19 protein-coding genes and 1 tRNA gene are annotated in these 19412 nt (G+C 63.4%); 8 read left to right on the top strand and 12 right to left on the bottom strand.

The genetic code is table 11. The annotated features are described in order from the left end of the window. Nucleotides 1-114: 114 nt before the first annotated feature. Complete coding sequence (locus tag FXV83_RS06665) at nucleotides 115-807, bottom strand: GntR family transcriptional regulator (protein WP_148738407.1); 693 nt, start codon at nucleotides 805-807, stop codon at nucleotides 115-117. A gap of 195 nt (nucleotides 808-1002) precedes the next feature. On the opposite strand from FXV83_RS06665, the gene FXV83_RS06660 reads away from it, so the two are divergent. From FXV83_RS06660 to FXV83_RS06645, 4 genes are all read left to right on the top strand, one after another. Further along, nucleotides 1003-1626 (top strand): TRAP transporter small permease, encoded by a 624-nt coding sequence (locus tag FXV83_RS06660; protein WP_187435710.1) that lies wholly within the window; start codon nucleotides 1003-1005, stop codon nucleotides 1624-1626. After that, nucleotides 1626-2891: a TRAP transporter large permease gene (locus tag FXV83_RS06655; RefSeq protein ID WP_148738406.1), complete on the top strand. Its 1266-nt coding sequence runs from the start codon at nucleotides 1626-1628 to the stop codon at nucleotides 2889-2891. The genes FXV83_RS06660 and FXV83_RS06655 overlap by 1 nt, the downstream gene beginning before the upstream one ends. 22 nt (nucleotides 2892-2913) lie before the next feature. Next, nucleotides 2914-3897 (top strand): TRAP transporter substrate-binding protein, encoded by a 984-nt coding sequence (locus FXV83_RS06650; protein ID WP_148738405.1) that lies wholly within the window; start codon nucleotides 2914-2916, stop codon nucleotides 3895-3897. 73 nt (nucleotides 3898-3970) lie between these two features. Beyond that, a complete protein-coding gene (locus FXV83_RS06645) occupies nucleotides 3971-4897 on the top strand; it encodes a dihydrodipicolinate synthase family protein (RefSeq protein WP_148738404.1) in 927 nt (308 codons plus the stop codon). 126 nt (nucleotides 4898-5023) lie between these two features. On the opposite strand, the gene FXV83_RS06640 is transcribed toward FXV83_RS06645, so the two are convergent. The 4 genes from FXV83_RS06640 to FXV83_RS06625 form a co-directional block, all read right to left on the bottom strand. Further along, nucleotides 5024-5935: a hydroxymethylglutaryl-CoA lyase gene (locus tag FXV83_RS06640; RefSeq protein ID WP_148738403.1), complete on the bottom strand. Its 912-nt coding sequence runs from the start codon at nucleotides 5933-5935 to the stop codon at nucleotides 5024-5026. Nucleotides 5936-5942: 7 nt separating this feature from the next. Beyond that, nucleotides 5943-7958: an acetyl/propionyl/methylcrotonyl-CoA carboxylase subunit alpha gene (locus FXV83_RS06635; protein WP_187435709.1), complete on the bottom strand. Its 2016-nt coding sequence runs from the start codon at nucleotides 7956-7958 to the stop codon at nucleotides 5943-5945. A 4-nt stretch (nucleotides 7959-7962) separates the two neighbouring features. Then, nucleotides 7963-9567, bottom strand: coding sequence for a carboxyl transferase domain-containing protein (locus FXV83_RS06630; protein WP_148738401.1), 1605 nt, complete (start codon nucleotides 9565-9567; stop codon nucleotides 7963-7965). Between the two features lie 82 nt (nucleotides 9568-9649). After that, nucleotides 9650-10777 carry an isovaleryl-CoA dehydrogenase gene (locus tag FXV83_RS06625; protein WP_148738501.1) on the bottom strand — a complete coding sequence of 376 codons (1128 nt, stop codon included), beginning with the start codon at nucleotides 10775-10777 and terminating at the stop codon, nucleotides 9650-9652. A gap of 146 nt (nucleotides 10778-10923) precedes the next feature. On the opposite strand from FXV83_RS06625, the gene FXV83_RS06620 reads away from it, so the two are divergent. After that, nucleotides 10924-11952: an AraC family transcriptional regulator gene (locus FXV83_RS06620; protein ID WP_148738400.1), complete on the top strand. Its 1029-nt coding sequence runs from the start codon at nucleotides 10924-10926 to the stop codon at nucleotides 11950-11952. 21 nt (nucleotides 11953-11973) lie between these two features. Here FXV83_RS06620 and FXV83_RS06615 read toward each other — a convergent pair whose 3' ends face one another. Both FXV83_RS06615 and FXV83_RS06610 read right to left on the bottom strand, forming a co-directional pair. Then, nucleotides 11974-12468, bottom strand: a complete 495-nt coding sequence (locus tag FXV83_RS06615) for an Lrp/AsnC family transcriptional regulator (RefSeq protein WP_148738399.1) — start codon at nucleotides 12466-12468, stop codon at nucleotides 11974-11976. A gap of 108 nt (nucleotides 12469-12576) precedes the next feature. After that, nucleotides 12577-12882: an ETC complex I subunit gene (locus FXV83_RS06610; protein WP_148738398.1), complete on the bottom strand. Its 306-nt coding sequence runs from the start codon at nucleotides 12880-12882 to the stop codon at nucleotides 12577-12579. A 264-nt stretch (nucleotides 12883-13146) separates the two neighbouring features. Between FXV83_RS06610 and FXV83_RS06605 the strand changes: the two genes are divergently transcribed. Next, a complete protein-coding gene (locus FXV83_RS06605; protein WP_148738397.1) occupies nucleotides 13147-14316 on the top strand; it encodes an OpgC domain-containing protein in 1170 nt (389 codons plus the stop codon). A gap of 22 nt (nucleotides 14317-14338) precedes the next feature. On the opposite strand, the gene FXV83_RS06600 is transcribed toward FXV83_RS06605, so the two are convergent. Continuing rightward, the gene (locus FXV83_RS06600) at nucleotides 14339-14533 is read right to left on the bottom strand and encodes a hypothetical protein (RefSeq protein WP_148738396.1); all 195 of its coding nucleotides are present in this window, start codon (nucleotides 14531-14533) and stop codon (nucleotides 14339-14341) included. A 975-nt stretch (nucleotides 14534-15508) separates the two neighbouring features. On the opposite strand from FXV83_RS06600, the gene FXV83_RS06590 reads away from it, so the two are divergent. Next, complete coding sequence (locus tag FXV83_RS06590; protein WP_187435707.1) at nucleotides 15509-16243, top strand: hypothetical protein; 735 nt, start codon at nucleotides 15509-15511, stop codon at nucleotides 16241-16243. Nucleotides 16244-16392: 149 nt separating this feature from the next. On the opposite strand, the gene FXV83_RS06585 is transcribed toward FXV83_RS06590, so the two are convergent. From FXV83_RS06585 to FXV83_RS06570, 4 genes are all read right to left on the bottom strand, one after another. Continuing rightward, nucleotides 16393-16469 (bottom strand) — tRNA-Pro (locus FXV83_RS06585). A gap of 93 nt (nucleotides 16470-16562) precedes the next feature. Continuing rightward, nucleotides 16563-17048 (bottom strand): DUF192 domain-containing protein, encoded by a 486-nt coding sequence (locus FXV83_RS06580; RefSeq protein ID WP_148738394.1) that lies wholly within the window; start codon nucleotides 17046-17048, stop codon nucleotides 16563-16565. Between the two features lie 140 nt (nucleotides 17049-17188). Next, complete coding sequence (locus FXV83_RS06575) at nucleotides 17189-17818, bottom strand: cold-shock protein (protein WP_187435706.1); 630 nt, start codon at nucleotides 17816-17818, stop codon at nucleotides 17189-17191. A gap of 198 nt (nucleotides 17819-18016) precedes the next feature. Then, nucleotides 18017-18778 carry an SIR2 family NAD-dependent protein deacylase gene (locus FXV83_RS06570; protein WP_187435705.1) on the bottom strand — a complete coding sequence of 254 codons (762 nt, stop codon included), beginning with the start codon at nucleotides 18776-18778 and terminating at the stop codon, nucleotides 18017-18019. Between the two features lie 423 nt (nucleotides 18779-19201). On the opposite strand from FXV83_RS06570, the gene FXV83_RS42470 reads away from it, so the two are divergent. Further along, nucleotides 19202-19366 (top strand): hypothetical protein, encoded by a 165-nt coding sequence (locus FXV83_RS42470; RefSeq protein WP_187435704.1) that lies wholly within the window; start codon nucleotides 19202-19204, stop codon nucleotides 19364-19366. The last annotated feature ends 46 nt before the right edge of the window (nucleotides 19367-19412 follow it).

Below are 19412 nucleotides of genomic sequence, written 5' to 3'. Positions count from 1 at the left end.
AGGGTGGGTGAGCTTTGCGGCTGCGCGAAGCGCAGTCCGAAAGGCGTAACCCACCAAATTCGTCCCGGATTCGCTGAAGCATGGTGGGTTACGCTTCGCTAACCCACCCTGCGATTACGGCTTGCTCTTCCGCCGTGACTTCGGCCCGATCGTGCTGCTGCCCAGGACCTGCAGCAGATCCTTGCGCACGGCTTCGATGTGCCGCTCCAGGAACCGGCAGGCCTCTTCGACCTTCTGCGCGCGGCAGAGCGCGATGAGATTGGCGTGCTCCTTTTCTGCAATACCCATCGCCTTGGTGTTGGAGAGCTGCAGGCGCGTGTAGCGGTCGCTGGTCTGGAGCAGCGACAGCACGATGGCCCTGGTGCGCGGCTGCGGTGCGTGAACGTAGAGCGCCATGTGAAAATCGGCGTTGAGCTGCCCCCAGTCGCTGACATTGCGCGCCTTGATCGCCTTCTCGAAGTGCTTGTGGATGTCGTCGAGCCCCTCGAAATCCTCTTCCCTGAAGCGAGGCGCAGACTGCGCCAGCAGTCGCGGCTCCAGGATCCGGCGCAGGTCGAAGACGTCGTTGATCTCGTCCAGCGACAGCTCCGAGACGATGGCGCCCTTCTGCGGGACGATCCGCACCAGCCCTTCGGCCTCGAGCTGGAACAGCGCTTCGCGCACCGGGATGCGGCTGACGCCGTAGGCATCGCCGAGCGCATCCTGGCGCAACTGTGATCCCGCCGGATAGGTGCCGTCGAGGATCGCCTGCCGGAGCTGATCGACGATCGCAGCCGAGAGGGTGCGATGCTTCAAAGGCTGTTTCATCTGATCTTGTTCCCCCGACTCGTCCGAACGAAGCGGTCCCTCTCTTGCTTGTTGATGTGTCGAGCAAAAGCCGGGTGCCCAGTAAAAGCGCGTCCTGCCGCCGGAATGACCGCAATCTCCGTTTGACACGCAAAATGTATAAATTATACATTTGGCAATAGCACGACAAATCTCGCTTTGGCATTGGGGCCTTTCATGATCGAGCAGACGGTGCCGGATGTGCCGGCGTTCAGCGCCCGGCGGATTGTCGTGAATGCTTCCAGTGCCCTGCTCGCCTGCGAGCGGATCGCGCTGATGGGCCTGATGTATCTGCTCACCGGCCTGATTCTGGTGAACGTCGTGACCCGCTACTCGCATTTCCCGATTTATTGGATCGATGAATCCGCGGTCTATTGCGTGGTCTGGCTGACTTTCATCGGCGCTTCCGCAATGACACGGCTGCGGCTCGACTTCGCGGTCACGATGCTGACGGAACGTCTTTCGCTCCGCCACCAGAAGATCGCCAAGGTCATCTCGACCGGCCTCGTCGTCGTATTCGGCGTAGCTCTGATCATCACCTGCGTGCTCTGGATGGATCCAATCGGGCTCGCGCGAGCCGGTTTCGACGGGCGCAAGCTCGCCGCCGAAACCTTCAACTTCCTCTATACCGAGCACACCCAGACACTGAACTGGCCGACCTGGGTGCTCTACCTGACGCTGCCGATCTTCGCGGTGTCGATGACCGTTCATGGTCTGGCCAACCTGCTGGAAGATCTCGAGCTGGTCCCGCGCACGCCCCCGAAGGGTTTTGCGCTCTCCGAGCTCGACGGGGTCAACTGATGATCACCTCGGCGGCCTTCGTCGCGATCATGCTGGTCGGCGTGCCGATCGGCCTCTGCCTGTGCCTGGCGGGCCTCGTCTACATCGCCGCATCCGGCAATCCGGTGCTGTTCCAGTCCTATCCGCTGCAGCTGTTCGGCGGCGTCGACAGTTACGGGCTGATCGCCATTCCGCTCTTCATCCTGATCGGCGAGATCATGAACGGCGGCGGCATCACCCGGCGCATCGTCGACATGGCGATGGCCTTCGTCGGCTCGCTGAAGGGCGGGCTCGCCTACGTCAACATCCTCGCCAACATGTTCATCTCCTCGATCCTGGGATCGGCGACCGCGCAGGTCGCGATCATGGCTCAGATCATGGTGCCGGAAATGGAGAAGAAGGGCTACGACAAGACCTTTGCGGCGGGGCTGACCGCCTATGGCGGCATGCTCGGTCCGATTATTCCGCCGTCGGTGATGTTCGTGGTCTACAGCGTGCTGGCGCAGGTCTCGGTCAGCGACATGCTGATCGCCGGGATCGTGCCCGGCGTCATCCTCACCGTGATGTTCTGCCTCGTCATCGCGCTGATGGGATACGTCTACAACTATCCGCGCGCGGACTATCAGACGCCGCGCCAGCGCGTGGCGACGATCCTGCGGACCTCGCCCACTCTGCTGATCCCGATCGTCATCGTCGGCACCATTCTCGGCGGCCTCGCCAACGCAACGGAATCCGCGGCCGTCGGCGCGGTCGCCGCCGCGCTGGTCGGAAAATTCTGGACCAAGGAGTTCGAGTTCGGGCAACTGCCGCAGATGATGCTGCGCAGCGCCATCTACTCGGCGATCGTGTTGTTCCTGGTTGCTGCCGCGGCCGTGTTCTCCTGGGTCCTGATCTTCGGCAAGGTACCGCAGGAAACCGCCGGCTGGATCCAATCGGCCGCCAAGGATCCCGTCAGCTTCATGCTGATCTGCAACGTGATCCTCCTGGTGATCGGCACGGTGATCGACGGCATTCCCGGCCTGATCATGACGGTGCCGATCCTGCTGCCGGTCGCAACCGAGGTCTATCACATCGATCCCAGGCATTTCGGCGTCGTGATCGTGATCAACCTCGTGCTCGGCCTGTTGTCGCCACCGGTCGGGCTCTGCTTCTTCGTCGCGGCCGCCGTCACCGGCGCCAAGCCCGGCAAGATGTTCATGGTGACGCTGCCGTTCTTCGTCATCTCCTGCGTCCTTCTGGTGCTGCTCTCGCTCTATCCGTCGCTCTCGCTAATCCTCATCAAATAGGCCCGCTCAAAGGAGCCCGACCATGCCGATCTCACGTCGCCGTTTTCTCGCCGCCAGCGCAGCCGTGCCGCTGTTTGCCCCGTCGCTGGCGCTGGCCCAGGCCAAGGAATTTCGCCTCGGCCTGATCACGCCCAACGGCCATTCCTGGAATAAGGCCGCGCTCAAATTCGGCGACGATCTCAAGGCCGCCACCAGCGGCCGGCTGACCCTGACCGTGTTCCACTCCGGCCAGCTCGGCAACGAGCCCGCGATGATGCAGCAACTCCAGTCCGGCGCGCTCGACATGGGCTTTATCCAGGCCGCCGAGCTCGGCTCGCGCGTGCCGCACATCGCCGCGATCAACGCGCCTTACATTGTCCGCTCAACGCCGGCGGTTGCGAAATTCGTGCGGCATCCCGCCGCGATCAAGCTGTTCGACGTGCTGCCGCAGGAGACCGGCACGATCGGGCTCGGCTGGGGCATCACCGGCATGCGCGCGGTGTTCTCGTCGAAGGACCTGAATTCGCTCGCCGACATCAGGGGCATGAAGCTGCGCATCAATCCGACGCCGGTCTATCGCGATTTCTACTCCTCGCTCGGTGCCGCGCCAACGCCGATCCCGACGCCCCAGGTGTTCGACGCGATGGCCAACGGCCAGGTCGACGGCCTGGAGGCCGATCTCGAATTCTCCTGGAACCAGCGCTTCGACAAGGTCTCGAAGGTGATCCTGCAGATGAACGCGGTCTTCATGCCGATGGCGGCGGTCGTCTCGGGCCGGGTCTGGCAATCGCTCTCCGCAGCCGACCGCGAGCTGATCGCCAAGACGGTCAAATCGACGCTCGACGCGCAGATCGACGAGCTTGCCGGCAACGAGCCGACGCTGATCGAGAACTTCCGCAACGCGCCGATCCCGATCCGGCAGGTGCCGGCCGGCGATACCGAGGCGGTGATTGCCGAGTTCGACAAGATCTGGCTGCCCAAGGCGCCCGTCCTGGCCGAGCTGCGCAAGGTCGGCGCGACGCTCTGATCCGATTCCCCATCATTCTCACAACAGCCGGCGGAGGCAGCACTCCGCCGGCAAATCCACTTGGAGAAAAATCATGAGCCCCCGTGTTTCCTGGCAAGGCGTCTTCCCGGCCGTCACCACGCAATTCCACGACGATTTCTCGCTCGATATCGACGCGACGGCGAAGGTGATGGACGGGCTGATCCGCGACGGCGTCTCCGGCCTGATCGTCTGCGGCTCTGTCGGCGAGAACACCTCGCTGGAGCGCAAGGAGAAGGTCGCGATCATGGAGACGGCCAAGTCGGTCGCGGCCGGCCGCGTGCCCGTGCTGTGCGGCATCGCTGAGTTCACCACCGCCTTCGCGGTCGAAACGGCCAAGCAAGCCGCGCGCATCGGCATCGACGGCGTGATGGTGATGCCGGCGCTGGTCTATTCATCCAAGCCGCACGAGACCGCCGCGCATTTCCGCGCCGTCGCCACGGCGACCGACTTGCCGGTGATGCTCTACAACAATCCGCCGATCTACAAGAACGACGTCACGCCGGATATCCTGGCCACGCTTGCCGATGTCGAGACCGTCGTCTGCTTCAAGGATTCCTCGGGCGACACGCGGCGCTTTATCGACACCCGCAACATGGTCGGCGACCGCTTCGTGCTGTTCGCAGGGCTTGACGACGTCATCGTCGAGAGCGTCGCCATGGGGGCGGTGGGCTGGGTCTCCGGCATGTCCAACGCCTTCCCGCGCGAGGGCGAGACGCTGTTCCGCCTCGCCAGAGCGGAGCGCTTTGCCGAGGCGATGCCGCTCTACGAATGGTTCATGCCGCTGCTGCATCTCGACGCGCGAGCGGACCTCGTCCAGTGCATCAAGTTGTGCGAGCACATCATGGGCCGCGGCACGGCGCTGACCCGCCCGCCCCGCCTCGCGCTGCTGCCGCAGGAGAAGGCCGAGGTCGAGGCGATGATGGCGAAGGCGCTCAAGAACCGCCCGCGCCTGCCCGACGTCGGCTTGAAAGCGGCCTGACCGCATCGCGTAGGGTGGGCAAAGCGAAGCGTGCCCACCACCTACCAACGGGATCACGGAGAGACGGTGGGCACGGCGCTGCGCGCCTTTGCCCACCCTACCAAGTTTGAAGACGGCGCAGGCAATTTACGTCGCCGCGCGTTTCCGCTTGGCGTTCAGTGCAGATGCCACGCGGCTCGCGGGCGGCTTGCCCAGCACGCCGCTCATCTCGTTGGTCGCCGCCAGCAGCCTCTCCATGTCGACGCCGGTCCTGACGCCCATGCCTTCGAGCATGTAGACGACGTCCTCGGTCGCGACATTGCCGGTCGCGCCGGGGGCGTAGGGACAGCCGCCGAGACCGCCGGCGGCGGCATCGATGACGCGGACGCCCTCCTCCAGGCCGGCATAGAGATTGGCAAGCGCCTGGCCGTAGGTGTCGTGGAAATGCATCGCGAGATGGGCGGCGGGAACATTGGCGCTGACCGCGCGCAGCATCTCCTTCGCCTTGCTCGGTGTGCCGACGCCGATGGTGTCGCCGAGCGAGATTTGGTAGCAGCCGAGATCCCACAGCGTTTTCGCCAGATCCGCTACTGCCTTCGGCTTGATCTCGCCGTCGAACGGACAGCCCAGCACGCAAGAGATATAGCCGCGGACCCTGATGCCGTCGGTCTTGGCCCGCGCCAATACCGGCTTGAAGCGCTCAATGGACTCCGCGACCGTGCAATTGATGTTGGCCCGTGAGAAGCCTTCGGAGGCTGCCGCGAATACCGAGACGACTTGGGCACCCGCAGCGCGCGCGGCGTCATAGCCCTTCTCGTTCGGCACCAGCACGTGGAATTCGGCGCCCTTCACATGGCTCACGCCGCGCAGTACGGCATCCGAGCTCGCCATTTGCGGGATCGCCTTGGGTGAGACGAAGGCGCCGACTTCGACGGTGGTGAGGCCGGCCGCGACCAGCGCCTCGACAAAGGCGATGCGGGCCTCGACGCTGACGGGTGTCTTCTCGTTCTGGAGGCCGTCGCGCGGGCCCATTTCGATGATGCGGACCTGGTTGCTCATGTCACTCTCACTCGGCCAACGGTTCGACCACGGCGAGCTCGACGCCCTCCTGCACGATGTCGCCGACCTTGCACTTGATCGCCGTCAGGACGCCCGCGAACGGGGCGCGCAGCGTCTGCTCCATCTTCATCACCTCCAGGGTGAGGATCGGCGCGCCCTTCTCGAGCGTCGCCCCCGCTTCCGCCAGCACGGCGACGACGGTGCCCGGCAGCGGTGCCGTGATCTTGTCCTCGCCGACATGCTCATCGCTCTCGCCGCCGAACGGGTCGACCCAGTGCAGATCGAAGCGCCCATTGCGGGTACGCAAGTAAAGCTCATGGCCGTCGATCACGGCGGCAACCTGCGATTTGACGCCGTCCAGTGTTAGATCGAAGCCGCCATCCTTCGGCGTGACGGCAAACGCCAGCTCGCGTTCGCCGATCAGCAGCGTCGACGGGCCGCTGCCGTAGTTCAACGTCACATTCAGCTCAGGCCCATGACCAGCACCATGACCGACGCGGAAGGCAAAACTGCGCTGGCGGCGGCCGACCGGCATCCAGCCAAAGGTTTGCCAGGGCGATTCTGGTTCCGCCTGGGCGGCCTTGCGCTCATCGTCGATGACGGCGGCAACCGCGGCGCACAGCTCCAGCTCGCTGGGTGCCGGCGGCGCTGATGTCAAGATCGCCAGCTCACGCTCGATGAAGCCGGTGTCGATCGCGTTCGCGCGCACCTTCGGATGCGTGATCAGCGCCGAGAGGAACGGGATGTTGGTGACGATGCCGCGGACGTCGGAGTCCTCCAGCCCGCGGTTCAGCCGCTCGATCGCGACATCCCGCGTCGGCGCCCAGGCGATCATTTTGGCCAGCATCGCGTCATAGTAAGGCGAGACGCTGTCGCCCTCGCGATAGCCGGAATCAATGCGCAAGCCGCCGGTTTCCGCCGGCAGACGCCAAGTCGAGATCTTTCCAACCGACGGCATGAAGTTCCTGGTCGGATTTTCGGCGTAGACGCGCGCCTCGACGGCGTGGCCGTTGAGCCGGATCTCGTCCTGCTTCAGCGGCAATGCCTCGCCGAAAGCGACGCGCAACTGCCATTCCACGAGATCGATGCCGGTGATCAGTTCGGTCACGGGATGCTCGACCTGAAGGCGGGTGTTCATCTCGATGAAGAACACGTCCTTGCCGTCGGAGACAAACTCGATCGTGCCGGCGCCGACATAGTTGACCGCGCCCGCAGCCTTGCGCGCGGCGACGCAGACGGCCTCGCGTTGCGCAGGATTCAGCGTCGGCGACGGCGCCTCCTCGATCACCTTCTGGTGCCGGCGCTGCAAGGTGCATTCGCGTTCGAACAGCGACAAGAGATTGCCGTGGCTGTCGCCGATCACCTGCACCTCGATGTGGCGGGGATTGTCGACGTATTTCTCGATCAGCATACGATCGTCGCCGAACGCAGCCTTGGCCTCGCGCTTGGCGCTGATGATCGCGGGCTCAAGCTCGGCCGCCGAACGCACGATCCGCATGCCGCGGCCGCCACCGCCGGCCGAGGCCTTCACCAGAATGGGAAAGCCGATCTTTTCGGCCGCCTTCCACAGCGTCGCTTCGTCCTGGGCCTCGCCGTGATAGCCGGGCACCAGCGGCACGCCGGCCTTCTCCATCAGCGCTTTCGAGCCCGATTTCGAGCCCATCGCCGTCATCATCGCGGCGGTCGGGCCGACGAAGACCAGGCCGGCATCGAGGCAAGCCCGCGCAAAGTCCGCATTCTCGGACAGGAAGCCGTAGCCGGGGTGGACCGCCTCGGCGCCGGTCTTGCGCGCGGCCTCGATCAACCGCTCGACATTGAGATAGCTGTCGCGGGCACGCGCAGGTCCGAGCAGCACGGCCTCGTCGGCGAGCGCGACGTGCATTGCGTCGCGGTCGGCCTCGGAATAGACGGCGACCGTGCGCAGGCCCATGGCGCGTGCAGTGCGGATGACGCGGCAGGCGATCTCGCCGCGGTTGGCGATCAGAAGTGTGCGAAAACGCCGGTAGAGCATTGAGCGGTCCATCGCATCACATCCTGAACAGGCCGAATTTCGTCGGTTCGATCGGCGCATTCGATGCCGCCGAGAGGCCAAGGCCGAGCACCAGCCGCGTGTCGGCCGGGTCGATCACGCCGTCATCCCATAGTCGTGCGGTCGCATAATAGGGGTGCCCCTGGCTCTCATATTGCGCGCGGATCGGCTCGCGGAAATTATCTTCCTCTTCCTTGGACCAGCTATCGCCCTTGGCTTCGATATTGTCGCGCCGGACCTGGCTCAGCACCATCGAAGCCTGCTCGCCGCCCATCACCGAGATGCGCGCGTTCGGCCACATCCACAGGAAGCGTGGTGAGTAGGCGCGTCCGCACATCCCGTAATTGCCGGCGCCGTAGGAGCCGCCGATCACGACGGTGAATTTCGGAACCGAGGCGGTCGCAACTGCCGTCACCAGCTTGGCGCCGTCGCGCGCGATGCCGCCTGCCTCGTATTTCTTGCCGACCATGAAGCCGGTGATGTTCTGCAAGAACACCAGGGGAATGCCGCGCTGGCAGCACAGCTCGATGAAGTGAGCTCCCTTCAGCGAGCTCTCGCTGAACAGGATGCCGTTGTTGGCGATGATCCCGACCGGAAAACCCCAGAGATGGGCGAAGCCGCAGACCAGCGTCGTACCGTAGAGTTTCTTGAACTCGTCGAACTCCGAGCCGTCGACGATGCGGGCGATGATGTCGCGAACGTCAAATGGCTTGCGGCCGTCGACCGGCACGACGCCGTAAATCTCTTCGGCAGGAAACAGCGGTTCGCGCGGCGGATGCATGTTGAGGTTCGGACGCACCGACGGCTTCAGCGTGCCGATGATGCGGCGGGCGATCCCGATCGCATGGGCGTCGTTCTGAGCGTAGTGATCGGTCACGCCGGACTGGCGCGAATGCACGTCGGCGCCGCCGAGCTCCTCCGCACTCACGACTTCACCAGTCGCCGCCTTCACCAGCGGCGGGCCGCCGAGAAAGATGGTGCCTTGATTCCGCACGATAATGCTCTCGTCCGACATCGCCGGCACATAGGCGCCGCCGGCGGTGCAGGAGCCCATCACGATCGCAATTTGCGGAATGCCTTGCGAAGACATCTGCGCCTGATTGTAGAAGATGCGGCCAAAGTGCCGCTCGTCCGGAAAGATCTCGTCCTGGAGCGGAAGAAAGGCGCCGCCTGAATCGACCATGTAGACGCAAGGCAGGTTGTTCTGCCGCGCCACGTCCTGCGCGCGCAGATGCTTTTTCACGGTCATGGGGTAATAGGTGCCGCCCTTGATGGTGGCGTCGTTGGCCACGATCACGCATTCGCGCCCCGCGACGCGTCCCACCCCTGTGACGACGCTCGCCGAATGCACGTCTCCGCCATAGAGGCCATAGGCCGCAAGCGGCGACAGCTCCATGAACGCGGTGCCGGGATCGACCAGCAGGTCAACGCGCTGGCGTGCCAGCATCTTGCCGCGCGCGGTGTGGCGGTTGCGCGAGACCTCGCCGCCGGCGCCGGCGACCTGGCCGAGCTTCTCGCGCAAGTCCGCGACGAGCGCACGCATGGCGTCAGAATTGCGCGCAAAATCTGATGAGGACGGATCGATGCTGGAATGGAGCGGCATGCAAGTCCCGCGTTTCTGGTGACGTGGTGAGAGGCCGCGGGCAGGTTGGATCAGTTCCGCGGCAATTCCAATTTGTGAAGGCTTAAGCGGTTTCCGCCATCAGCTCGCGGCCGATCAGCATGCGGCGAACCTCCGAGGTGCCGGCGCCGATCTCGTAGAGTTTGGCGTCCCGCCACAGCCGCCCGACCGGAAACTCGCTGGTATAGCCGACGCCGCCGAGCGCCTGGATCGCCTCGCCCGCCATCCACGTCGCCTTCTCGGCGGAATAGAGGATCGCCGCGGCGGCATCCTTGCGCAGGCTGCGCGCGTGGTTGGCGCGGTCGCAGGCGCGCCCCACCGCATAGACATAGGCGCGCGTCGCCTGCCAGGTCGAATACATATCGGCGAGCTTGCCCTGCATCAGCTGGAAGTCGCCGATCGGCTGCCCGAACTGCTTGCGCTCGTGCATGTAGGGCACCACCGCATCCATGCACGCCGCCATGATGCCGAGCGGGCCGCCGGAGAGCACGGCGCGCTCATAGTCGAGGCCGGACATCAGCACCTTGACGCCCTCGCCCACGCCGCCGAGCACGTTCTCTTCCGGCACCTCGCAGTCGTCGAAGAAGAGCGGATAGGTGTTGGAGCCGCGCATGCCGAGCTTGTCGAGATGCTGGCCGTGGGTGAAGCCCTTAAAGCCCTTTTCGATCAGGAAGGCGGTCATGCCGCGCGGGCCGGCCTCAGGATCGGTCTTGGCATAGACCACGAGCACGTCGGCATCGCCGCCATTGGTGATCCACATCTTGGAGCCGTTGAGCACGTAGCGGTCGCCGCGCTTGTCCGCGCGCAGCTTCATCGAGACCACGTCCGATCCGGCGCCCGGCTCGGACATCGCGAGTGCGCCGACATAGTCGCCGGAGATCAGCTTTGGCAGGTAGCGCTGCCTCTGCGCGTCGTTGCCGTTGCGGCGGATCTGGTTGATGCAGAGGTTGGAGTGAGCGCCGTAGGACAGCCCCACCGCGGCCGAGCCGCGCGAAATCTCCTCCATGGCGACGATATGGGCGAGATAGCCCATGTTGGAGCCGCCATATTGCTCCGGCGCGGTCATGCCGAGCAGGCCGAGGTCGCCAAAGCGCTTCCAGAGGTCCGAGGGGAACAGATTGGCCTTCTCGATCTCGGCCGCGCGCGGCGCGATCTCCGCCTCCACGAAGGCGCGAAGCGTGTCGCGCAGCATGGCAATGTCTTCGCCCAGATCGAAATCGATGCTCGGGATGTTCAAGGCGAGTCCTCCGAAATCTTATCGGCCCGAACCTACCCCCGTGTCGGCGCCGCTTCGGTCGAAAAGGTTGCATTTTCCGCCAAGTTTGGCGAGGATTTTTCATGCCCTTCCAAGTCGCGACCGCCACGCCCCGCCGCGCCGTGACCCCCGCCGCCTTCGTCCGCGGCGTGGTCGCCGCCTATGCCCGCTACGGCCGGGATCCGGCCGAGGCGCTGGGAAAGGGACAGGTCACCGAAGAGCTCGCTCAATCGATGGATGGGCGGGTGACAGCGGCCCAGTTCGAGGCGCTGGCGGGCCATGCCATGCGCGAGCTCGACGACGAGGCGCTCGGCTGGTTCTCGCGCCGGCTGCCCTGGGGCACCTACGGCATGCTGTGCCGGGCCTCGATCACCGCGCCCAATCTCGAGATCGCGCTCAAGCGCTGGTGCCGGCATCACAGCCTGCTGACCGAGGACGTCCTGTTCGAGCTCGCTGTCAGCGAGGAGATGGCGACCATCTCCCTTCGCGAGCAGCGCGATCTCGGTGATCTCCGCGAGTTCTGCCTGGTCACCCTGCTCCGCTATGTGCTCGGCTTCTCATGCTGGGCCGTCGATTCCGCGATCGCGCTCCGCGCCGCGGAGTTTCCCTTTCCCGAGCCGCCCCATGTGTCCGTCTATCCGACGATCTTCTGCAGGAATGTTCGTTTCGACGCAGACGGCGCCCGCATCGTCTTCGACAAGCACTACCTGTCGCTGTCGCTCACCCGCAGTCCGGCCGATCTCGACAGCATGCTCAAGGGTGCGCTGCGGCTGACAGTATTGCCCTATCGGCGCGACCGGCTGCTGGTCGAGCGCGTCCGCCGCGTGCTTCGCAACGCGCGCGGCCGCATCCTTGGCGCGGAGGATGTTGCGAGTGAGCTCGCGCTTTCCACCCGCACCATGCATCGGCGCCTGCGCGAGGAAGCCACTTCGCTGCGCGACCTCAAGGAAGAAACCAAGTTCGACCTTGCCAAGCAGGAACTGATGCGCGGCCGCACGCCGATCAAGCGGATCGCGGAGATCGCGGGCTTCCGTAACGAAAAGAGCTTTTCTCGCGCCTTCCGCAGCTGGACCGGGGCCTCACCGCGCGAATTTCGCGACAGATACCGTTGATGTGTGGGTTGAGCGCAATCCCTAGCCCGCCGAAGCGGACGCGGCGAGCTCCTGCAACGGCAGCGGCACGTCCTTTGCCACGCCAAGCACCGGGAAGCTGCGGACGTTCTTGACGTTCGGCATCGCGGCGAAATGCAGCAGCTGCTGGCGCATGTTCTCCACGCTCGGCGCAACGCATTTGAGGAGATAATCGGTATCGCCCGAAATCCGCCAGCACTGCTGGATGCGCGGGATCGCGGCGATCGAGCTCTCGAAGGATTCCAGCACCGGCTGGGCCTGGCTGGCGAGTTGAATAGTGACGAACGACACCACCTCATAGCCGAGAAGCCGCTCGTCGATGACGGCGCGGATCGCCCGGATCACGCCGCGGCTGAACAGGGATTTCAGCCGCCTCACGCAGTTGGGCCCCGACACGCCGACGCGAAGCGCCAGCTCGTTGTTGCGGACCCGCCCGTCCTGCTGCAGCTCGGACAAGATCCGCAAATCGACGCCGTCGAGCTGGTCACGCCCGGCCATACCCCACCTCGTCATTCCGTCACGCCTCGCGCCAGCGAAGCACGGGGCGGAAGAGCTGCCAAGCGTCTCAGGGGAAGCCCGGCTCTCGCTGCCAGGCAGCGACAGCGCTCAGTGCGTCCAGGGCTCGCCGCGGCGGAAGGAGAAATTGTCGGCATAGGCGACCGGCCGACGCGCCGATTCCTTGGGCTCGATCACCTGGTAGGCGATGCCCTTGCGCTCGCAATAGGCGACCGCCTCTTCCTTGCTGTGGAAGCGCAGCGTGATCTGCTGCTTCATGTCCCCGGACGAGGTCCAGCCCATCAGCGGCTCCACTGCGCGCGGCTGCTCCGGCTCGTAATCGAGCTGCCATTCCCGGGTCGTGGACCGGCCGGATTGCATCGCGTTTTTGGCGGGCTTGAAAATGCGTGCGGTCATGGGGTGGTCCGGGCCTCTTTGCGTCTTTTCGTTCGATTTCGATGCGTCACGGTAGCAGTTGGTGGAAAACGCGGGGATAGCTAGTATAGAGACACCTTTCGGGAACTGATCGGTGATTCCGGGCCCCCCGGTAACCTAGCCGACGGGTATAGTCATTATGCTGCGCCGTGACAATTGCGTACCCGCCTTCCGCGCCGGGCTCCCGCCCGGCGGCTCTGCCTCGCCGACATCAGCCTATCTATTCCCTCCGAAAGCTCCCGTCGCATGGCCTTCCTGAACATCAACGCAACGCTCCCCGAAAAAGGCCGCGACCTCAGGCTCGACCTGTTTCGCGGCATCGCGAACTGGGCGATCTTCCTCGATCACATCCCCGACAATGTAGTGAACTGGATCACGACCCGCAATTACGGCTTTTCCGACGCCGCCGATCTCTTCGTCTTCATCTCCGGCTACACTGCATCCTTCGTCTATGCGCGGATGATGCTGGAGCGGGGTTTCCTCGTCGGCGCCACCCGGCTCACCAAGCGGGTCTGGCAGCTCTACGTCGCCCACATCATCCTGTTCGTGATCTACATCGCCTCGATCAGCTATCTGGCGCTGCGCTTCGGCGATTCCGAGATGATCAATGAGTTCAACGTTGCCGGCCTCGTCGACAATGCCACCGAGACGCTGCGGCAAGGCCTGTTCCTGCGCTTCAAGCCGCTCAATCTCGACGTGCTGCCGCTCTACATCGTGCTGATGGGGCTGTTTCCCCCGGTGCTGTGGTTCATGCTGCGCAAGCCCGACCTGACGATGGTGCTGTCGATCGTGCTGTGGCTGACCGCGCGTCACTTCGGCTGGAATCTGAACGCCTATCCGGCGGGACAATGGTACTTCAACCCGTATTGCTGGCAGGTGCTGTTCGTGTTCGGCGCCTGGTGCGCGATGGGCGGGGCGCGGCGCTCGATGAATGTGATCAACGCGCCGCTCACACTCTATCTGTGCCTCGGCTATCTCCTGTTCGCGCTGATCATGACCATGGCCGGCCGCTTCCCGACCCTCGGCGGCATGTTCCCGCAATGGCTGTTCTCGGCCTTCAACCCGAACGACAAGACCAATCTCGCGCCCTACCGCTTCATCCACTTCGTCGTGATCGTGATCCTGGTGATCCGCTTCGTGCCCAAGGAATGGCCGGGGCTGGAGTGGAAGGGGTTCGATCCGATCATCGTCTGCGGCCAGCAATCGCTCGCCGTGTTCTGCGTCGGCGTGTTCCTGTCCTTCGTCGGCCATTTCGAGCTGTCGATGAGCTCGGGCTCGCTGTTTGCGCAGATCTTCGTCAGCGTCGCCGGCATCGCGATCATGACGACGGTCGCCTACTACATCTCCTGGTCGAAGCGGCAGGACAAGCCGCTGAAGCCACCGCCGTCCAAGCCGGCGGCGGCGAAGGCGGGCTGATCCCGGCGGCAGCAGCGCCAGCTCAAGCCGCGTCGTTGCTGTCGTACTCGGTGAATTTCTTGTAGATCCAGTCGCGGCCGTCGTGGCGCCGCCAGACCTTACCGCAGACAAGCTGCCCGTTGATCGAGCGGCGCGGCACGATCACGGTCCAGAGGTGCCAGATATCGGCCCAGCTGGACTTTGTATTGACGGTCTGGACGTTGCGATCGAAAGACATGACCCAGAACTCACAAGATGCGAGCGCCGCGACGAACTGCGACTCTGTGTGAGCATAGATTCCAGGCAGCCCATCGCGCGCCGGAACCGAGGTGATAACACTCGCCAAGGCGGCCGCAACAACAGCTCTGCCTTAACCTAACCGGTCAACCTTACCTGTCGCGAGAGGGCAGTAAGACCGGTTGAAAGCCACCGCCAATTTTTCTACAATGGGCAACGTGATTTGAGAATGAGCGCGCCGTTTTGAGGACGCGTGGCAATTTTGAACTGCTCAATTTTGAAAAATGCTTACTGGCTGGGGCGACCACGATGAATTTGCAGTGTGCCTGTCTGCGGTTGGCGGTGCCATCGACGCCGCCTGCTCCGGCCGTCAAAACTTCCGTTCAAGAACTACCGAAAGCCTCGAACGACAACCATGGGATATGGCCGTTCCTGCCGTTTCCGCTCGGCTGGTACGCGACGAGCTGATTGCCCGCTCCGAAAAGCGCAACGCCGCGCAAGCGGAATATCATCGCTTGGCGGCGTCCGTTTAGACATTGGGCGCTGAAATTCCCAACACCCATATGTCTGTGGCGACGTCCAAAGGTTCGATGAACTTTGCTCAATTGGTCTGGACTGGTCAGGCGCTCCGGGACGCGTGTCCCGGCATGAGCGATCACTGGGCTCAGACGCTGGAAATGGTGCTGGACCTGCTCTGAGCGCCGTCGCCGAGTGGTGGCGGTCGATGGGGGACGTCGTCATCGCCGCAGCAGTCGCACTGATCGACATGATGACCTCGCCTTAAGGAGACTCCGGTGGGACGCCGATAGGGTCCCTCGCCTTCTCCCTTCAACGCGGAACGCGTCGAAATCAGGCGCTGAGAGCGTGGCCCGCCAAGGACTCGCCAAGTTCATGACGCGATTTGCGCGGGATGAACATTGCAAATTGTTTCTGAACGATATCTATGCTGTTTCAGCCATTCGACGGATTGGGAACCATGCGCGCCTTTCTTAAATCTATCCCGCAGCTTCGAAGGCTTCGCTACCGCCTGATGCAGCTCAAACACGGGACCAAGAGCGAAGCCGATGAAGTGGACATTTTAGCTGATCTTGCCGCGACCACAGCGGCGCCGAAGACATTTGTTGAGTTTGGCTTCCACCCCGTGAAATTCAACTGTGCGGCATTCGCCAACGAGCCCGAATGGAGGGGGCTCTTGATTGACGGCTCGGCCGAACAAGTCGAAGATGCAAAGGTGTTGCTTCCGACCTGGATCGATATTCGAAACAGCTTTCTCTCTCTCGACAATCTTGATTTCATTCGAACCAAATTCGAGCGCCTCGGCATTCTCTCCATCGACGTGGATGGCAACGACTACTGGTTTCTCGAAAAGCTGATCGGGATTGGTCCGTCGATCATTTCGATCGAGTACAATGCCAGTTTTGAGTCCGCCTCGGTCACCGTTCCTTATGACCCCACCTTTGTTCGCCACCAGAAGCATCCAACTGGCTGGTACCACGGCGCGTCGCTCGCGGCCCTTGCGAAGCTTTGCAGGGAGCACGGGTACGGGTTGGCGGCTGTATCGACCTACGGAGCGAACGCCTTCTTCACGAAGTCCGGCAATCTCGATCCGGCGGCCGCATGGAAGCCAAATCTCGAGCGCAACGCGTGGTCAGGTACGACTTCAACCCAGCAATGGGAAGCTATCAAGGAAATGCCTTTGGTCGCCGTATGAAGAGATCCAGTCGGGGTCGCGCGCTTGGCGCGCTTCCGCCGGCATTTGGCGAAGCAACGCGCCCTGCTCGCGCCTTCCTTATGAACTTTCCAATCACAATTTCTGCGACGGAAAGACCGACCTATTTTGCTTTAAGTGCTTGAAAACACTGGTCGGGGCAGCTGGATTCGAACCAACGACCTGCAGTACCCAAAACTGCCGCGCTACCAGGCTGCGCTATACCCCGAATGTCCGGTGAGCCCTGTCGATACACGCTTCCCAAGGCGCCAGCAAGCTTCCCAAGCCGCCCGCAAGGCGGCAATAATTCCGCCGATCGCCCCTATTTGCTGCCGAACAGCGGGTGGCCGACCCGATCGCCGGGACGGATGCCGTATTTCTGCGCCGTTCCCGCCGGCACCTCCAGGACGCCCTTGGCAAGACCATGTGACGAGATGATCTTGGTCGACATTGGCTCGGTATTTTCCGCGATGCGCAGGATGCGGCCGTCGGCGCGGATGAAGATCATGTCGAGCGAGATGTAGGTGTTCTTCATCCACATCGACACTTCCTGCTCGGGGCTGAAGTCGAACAGCATGCCCTTGCCGTCCGCCAGTTCCTTGCGGTGCATCAGGCCAGTCTGCTTCTCCTCTTCCGTGGTCGCCATCTCGACCGAGAATACCTGAACGCCGTTCTTGGTGACGATCTCCAGCGTCTGAAGGTTGGCGGCGCCGGCGGGCGCGCTCGCGACGGCATAGGTGGCGATGACCAGGATGGCGGCAAGCCAGCTCCGGCTGAGGAACCAGGCGGCCTTTCGATCAGAACTCATGGAGGGGCACTCGGACAGCAAGCATGGCCTGACGGCGTGGGACTGCGACAATCCTTACGCGGCGATCGCCGCAAAAGCCAGATGGCGCGCACGGCCCTGCCAGCGCGCCTCTGCTCACGATTGCGGGAACGGGCAAGGCCTTAGTGCGAAGAAACCGGCGACCCGGACTCGGGATGAATCTCGGCGGCCATCATGCCCTTGGAGCCGGGCCCAAAGCGGACCAGGACGTACTGGCCGGGCCGCAGCTCAGTCATGCCGAAGCGGCGCAGCGTCTCCATGTGCACGAAGATGTCGGGGGTGCCCTCGCCGCAGGTGAGGAAGCCGAAGCCGCGCAGCCGATTGAACCATTTGACCTGGGCCCGCTCGAGTCCGCTGGTCGGGGTGACCGTGACGTGGGTGCGCGGCGGCAGCATCTGCGCCGGATGGATCGCGGTCGACTCGTCCATCGAGACCACGCGGAACGCCTGGTAGCCCTTGGCGCGCTGGATGCACTCGACGACGATGCGGGCGCCCTCGTACGCGGTCTGGAAGCCGTCGCGCCTCAGCACGGTCACGTGCAGGAGCACGTCCGGCCAGCCATTGTCAGGAACGACGAAGCCATAGCCCTTGGAGGCGTCGAACCATTTGATGACGCCGTGCACCTCGACGAGGTTGGCGGCGGCCTCGCCCAGCCCGGTGAAGGGACTGAGCGCGCTCTCGCGCCCGGAGCCGTGTTCGCCCACCGCGGGAACTCCAACCTTCTTGGACTCAAATCCGTCCGACGACCCCATAACCCCGGACCCCACACTGCCATGCAACCCGCCTGAGTGGCGGCGCCGAATCACGCGTCTTTCGAGAATCATCTCAGCTGGACGCGACGCGAATCTTTCGAATCAAAAGATAACACTCTCGGTTGAGAGGCATAGACAAAAAAGAGATTCGCCGGAACCTATGAACAGCTTGCACAGGCGCGAATCAAAAACGACCGATCAATTGCCGACGAACGGCCCGAGCGTTTCGCCGATGTCATGGCGGATCACGAGGTCGGCGATGTCGTCCTGCTCGGTCGGCTCGCGATTGATGATGACCAAACGAGCACCGGCGTTCTTCGCCATCATCGGAAAGCCCGCTGCCGGCCATACAACGAGCGAGGAACCGATCGCGATGAAGAGGTCGCAACGCTGCGACAGCTCGGTTGCGCGCTGCATTTCGCCGTCCGGCATCGCCTGACCGAACGAAATGGTGGCGGTTTTCACCGGCTCATCGCAGGCGGTGCAGTCCGGAGCGGCGCCATCCTGATCGAACCGGCGCTTGACCCAGTCGAGCTGATAGGTCTGCCCGCATCCGATGCAGCGCGCATAGGTGGTGTTGCCGTGAAGCTCAATCACGTGCCCGGCGGCGAAGCCCGAGGCCTGATGCAGATTGTCGATGTTCTGGGTGATGACAGCGGGAACCTTGCCGGCGCGGTAGAGCGAGGCCAGCGCGCGATGGCCGCGGCCGGGCTTTGCCGCCGCAAAGGTCTCGTCCATCGCAAAGCGGCGGCGCCAGGACTCGTCCCGCGCGTCCTGGCTGGCGACGAATTCGTCGAACGGGATCGGACGGTTGCGAGTCCACAGCCCGCCCGGCGAGCGGAAATCCGGGATGCCGCATTCCGTCGAAATGCCGGCGCCGGTGAACGGCACGATGGCCTTGGCTTCGGCGATCATGTCGCCGAGCCGTTCGACGCCGCTGCGAAGATCCGATGCGATCATGGGCAAGCGATCATGGGCAAGTGATCCGTAGTCAAGTGATCCGTAGTCAAGTCATCCGTAGGCCCGAGCACCGCTCTATAGCATGCCAGCATGCCGCAGCCGGATGTTGCCGTCATCATCTCAATGGACGCCTTGTGCGTCACGCGCGCTGATTTGCTGCGATTTGCCTTTGGGGCTAGCCGCAACATGTGCAAGCGACAAGATTGTTGACGCTCTTATCCACCGTCTCACGAAACGCGAACGGCAATTTTTCCGCCGTTCGCTTATCACAATCGCTTATCACAATCCTGCAATGCCTCCTCCCCATTGACGCCCCAATCAGAAGCGCCAATGCATGTCTTCGACTGCGACTCAGGTGCGATGCGGCGGCGCTGCTTGAGTTCAGGTGTCAACGCAGTTCAAGTGCGAACAGAGGGGATGGACATGACCGAAGACGAAGAACGCAAAGCCCGCGAACGCGACGAGATCGCCGCACGTGTCGCCGCCTTCCGCGCCACCCAGGAAAAATTCAAGCGCGAGCGTGAGGAATATTGCGTCTCGACGCTTGAGAATGCCCGCAAGGTCGAACGGCCCTCGCTCTGGCCGTAGACCATCGCGCGTCAGATCATCGCGCAAGGAACTTTCATGAAAAAAG

The sequence above is a fragment of the Bradyrhizobium hipponense genome (assembly GCF_008123965.1).
Lineage (GTDB): Bacteria > Pseudomonadota > Alphaproteobacteria > Rhizobiales > Xanthobacteraceae > Bradyrhizobium > Bradyrhizobium hipponense.
This window is presented reverse-complemented; position numbering and strand designations above follow the sequence as displayed.

Excerpts from the sequence above, each read along its gene's own strand:
- FXV83_RS06665 (WP_148738407.1), bottom strand. The coding sequence starts at position 807 with ATGAAACAGCCTTTGAAGCATCGCACCCTCTCGGCTGCGATCGTCGAT.
- FXV83_RS06660 (WP_187435710.1), top strand. The coding sequence starts at position 1,003 with ATGATCGAGCAGACGGTGCCGGATGTGCCGGCGTTCAGCGCCCGGCGG.
- FXV83_RS06655 (WP_148738406.1), top strand. The coding sequence starts at position 1,626 with ATGATCACCTCGGCGGCCTTCGTCGCGATCATGCTGGTCGGCGTGCCG.
- FXV83_RS06650 (WP_148738405.1), top strand. The coding sequence starts at position 2,914 with ATGCCGATCTCACGTCGCCGTTTTCTCGCCGCCAGCGCAGCCGTGCCG.
- FXV83_RS06645 (WP_148738404.1), top strand. The coding sequence starts at position 3,971 with ATGAGCCCCCGTGTTTCCTGGCAAGGCGTCTTCCCGGCCGTCACCACG.
- FXV83_RS06640 (WP_148738403.1), bottom strand. The coding sequence starts at position 5,935 with ATGAGCAACCAGGTCCGCATCATCGAAATGGGCCCGCGCGACGGCCTC.
- FXV83_RS06635 (WP_187435709.1), bottom strand. The coding sequence starts at position 7,958 with ATGGACCGCTCAATGCTCTACCGGCGTTTTCGCACACTTCTGATCGCC.
- FXV83_RS06630 (WP_148738401.1), bottom strand. The coding sequence starts at position 9,567 with ATGCCGCTCCATTCCAGCATCGATCCGTCCTCATCAGATTTTGCGCGC.
- FXV83_RS06625 (WP_148738501.1), bottom strand. The coding sequence starts at position 10,777 with ATGCTGCGCGACACGCTTCGCGCCTTCGTGGAGGCGGAGATCGCGCCG.
- FXV83_RS06620 (WP_148738400.1), top strand. The coding sequence starts at position 10,924 with ATGCCCTTCCAAGTCGCGACCGCCACGCCCCGCCGCGCCGTGACCCCC.
- FXV83_RS06615 (WP_148738399.1), bottom strand. The coding sequence starts at position 12,468 with ATGGCCGGGCGTGACCAGCTCGACGGCGTCGATTTGCGGATCTTGTCC.
- FXV83_RS06610 (WP_148738398.1), bottom strand. The coding sequence starts at position 12,882 with ATGACCGCACGCATTTTCAAGCCCGCCAAAAACGCGATGCAATCCGGC.
- FXV83_RS06605 (WP_148738397.1), top strand. The coding sequence starts at position 13,147 with ATGGCCTTCCTGAACATCAACGCAACGCTCCCCGAAAAAGGCCGCGAC.
- FXV83_RS06600 (WP_148738396.1), bottom strand. The coding sequence starts at position 14,533 with ATGTCTTTCGATCGCAACGTCCAGACCGTCAATACAAAGTCCAGCTGG.
- FXV83_RS06590 (WP_187435707.1), top strand. The coding sequence starts at position 15,509 with ATGCGCGCCTTTCTTAAATCTATCCCGCAGCTTCGAAGGCTTCGCTAC.
- FXV83_RS06580 (WP_148738394.1), bottom strand. The coding sequence starts at position 17,048 with ATGAGTTCTGATCGAAAGGCCGCCTGGTTCCTCAGCCGGAGCTGGCTT.
- FXV83_RS06575 (WP_187435706.1), bottom strand. The coding sequence starts at position 17,818 with ATGGGGTCGTCGGACGGATTTGAGTCCAAGAAGGTTGGAGTTCCCGCG.
- FXV83_RS06570 (WP_187435705.1), bottom strand. The coding sequence starts at position 18,778 with ATGATCGCATCGGATCTTCGCAGCGGCGTCGAACGGCTCGGCGACATG.
- FXV83_RS42470 (WP_187435704.1), top strand. The coding sequence starts at position 19,202 with ATGACCGAAGACGAAGAACGCAAAGCCCGCGAACGCGACGAGATCGCC.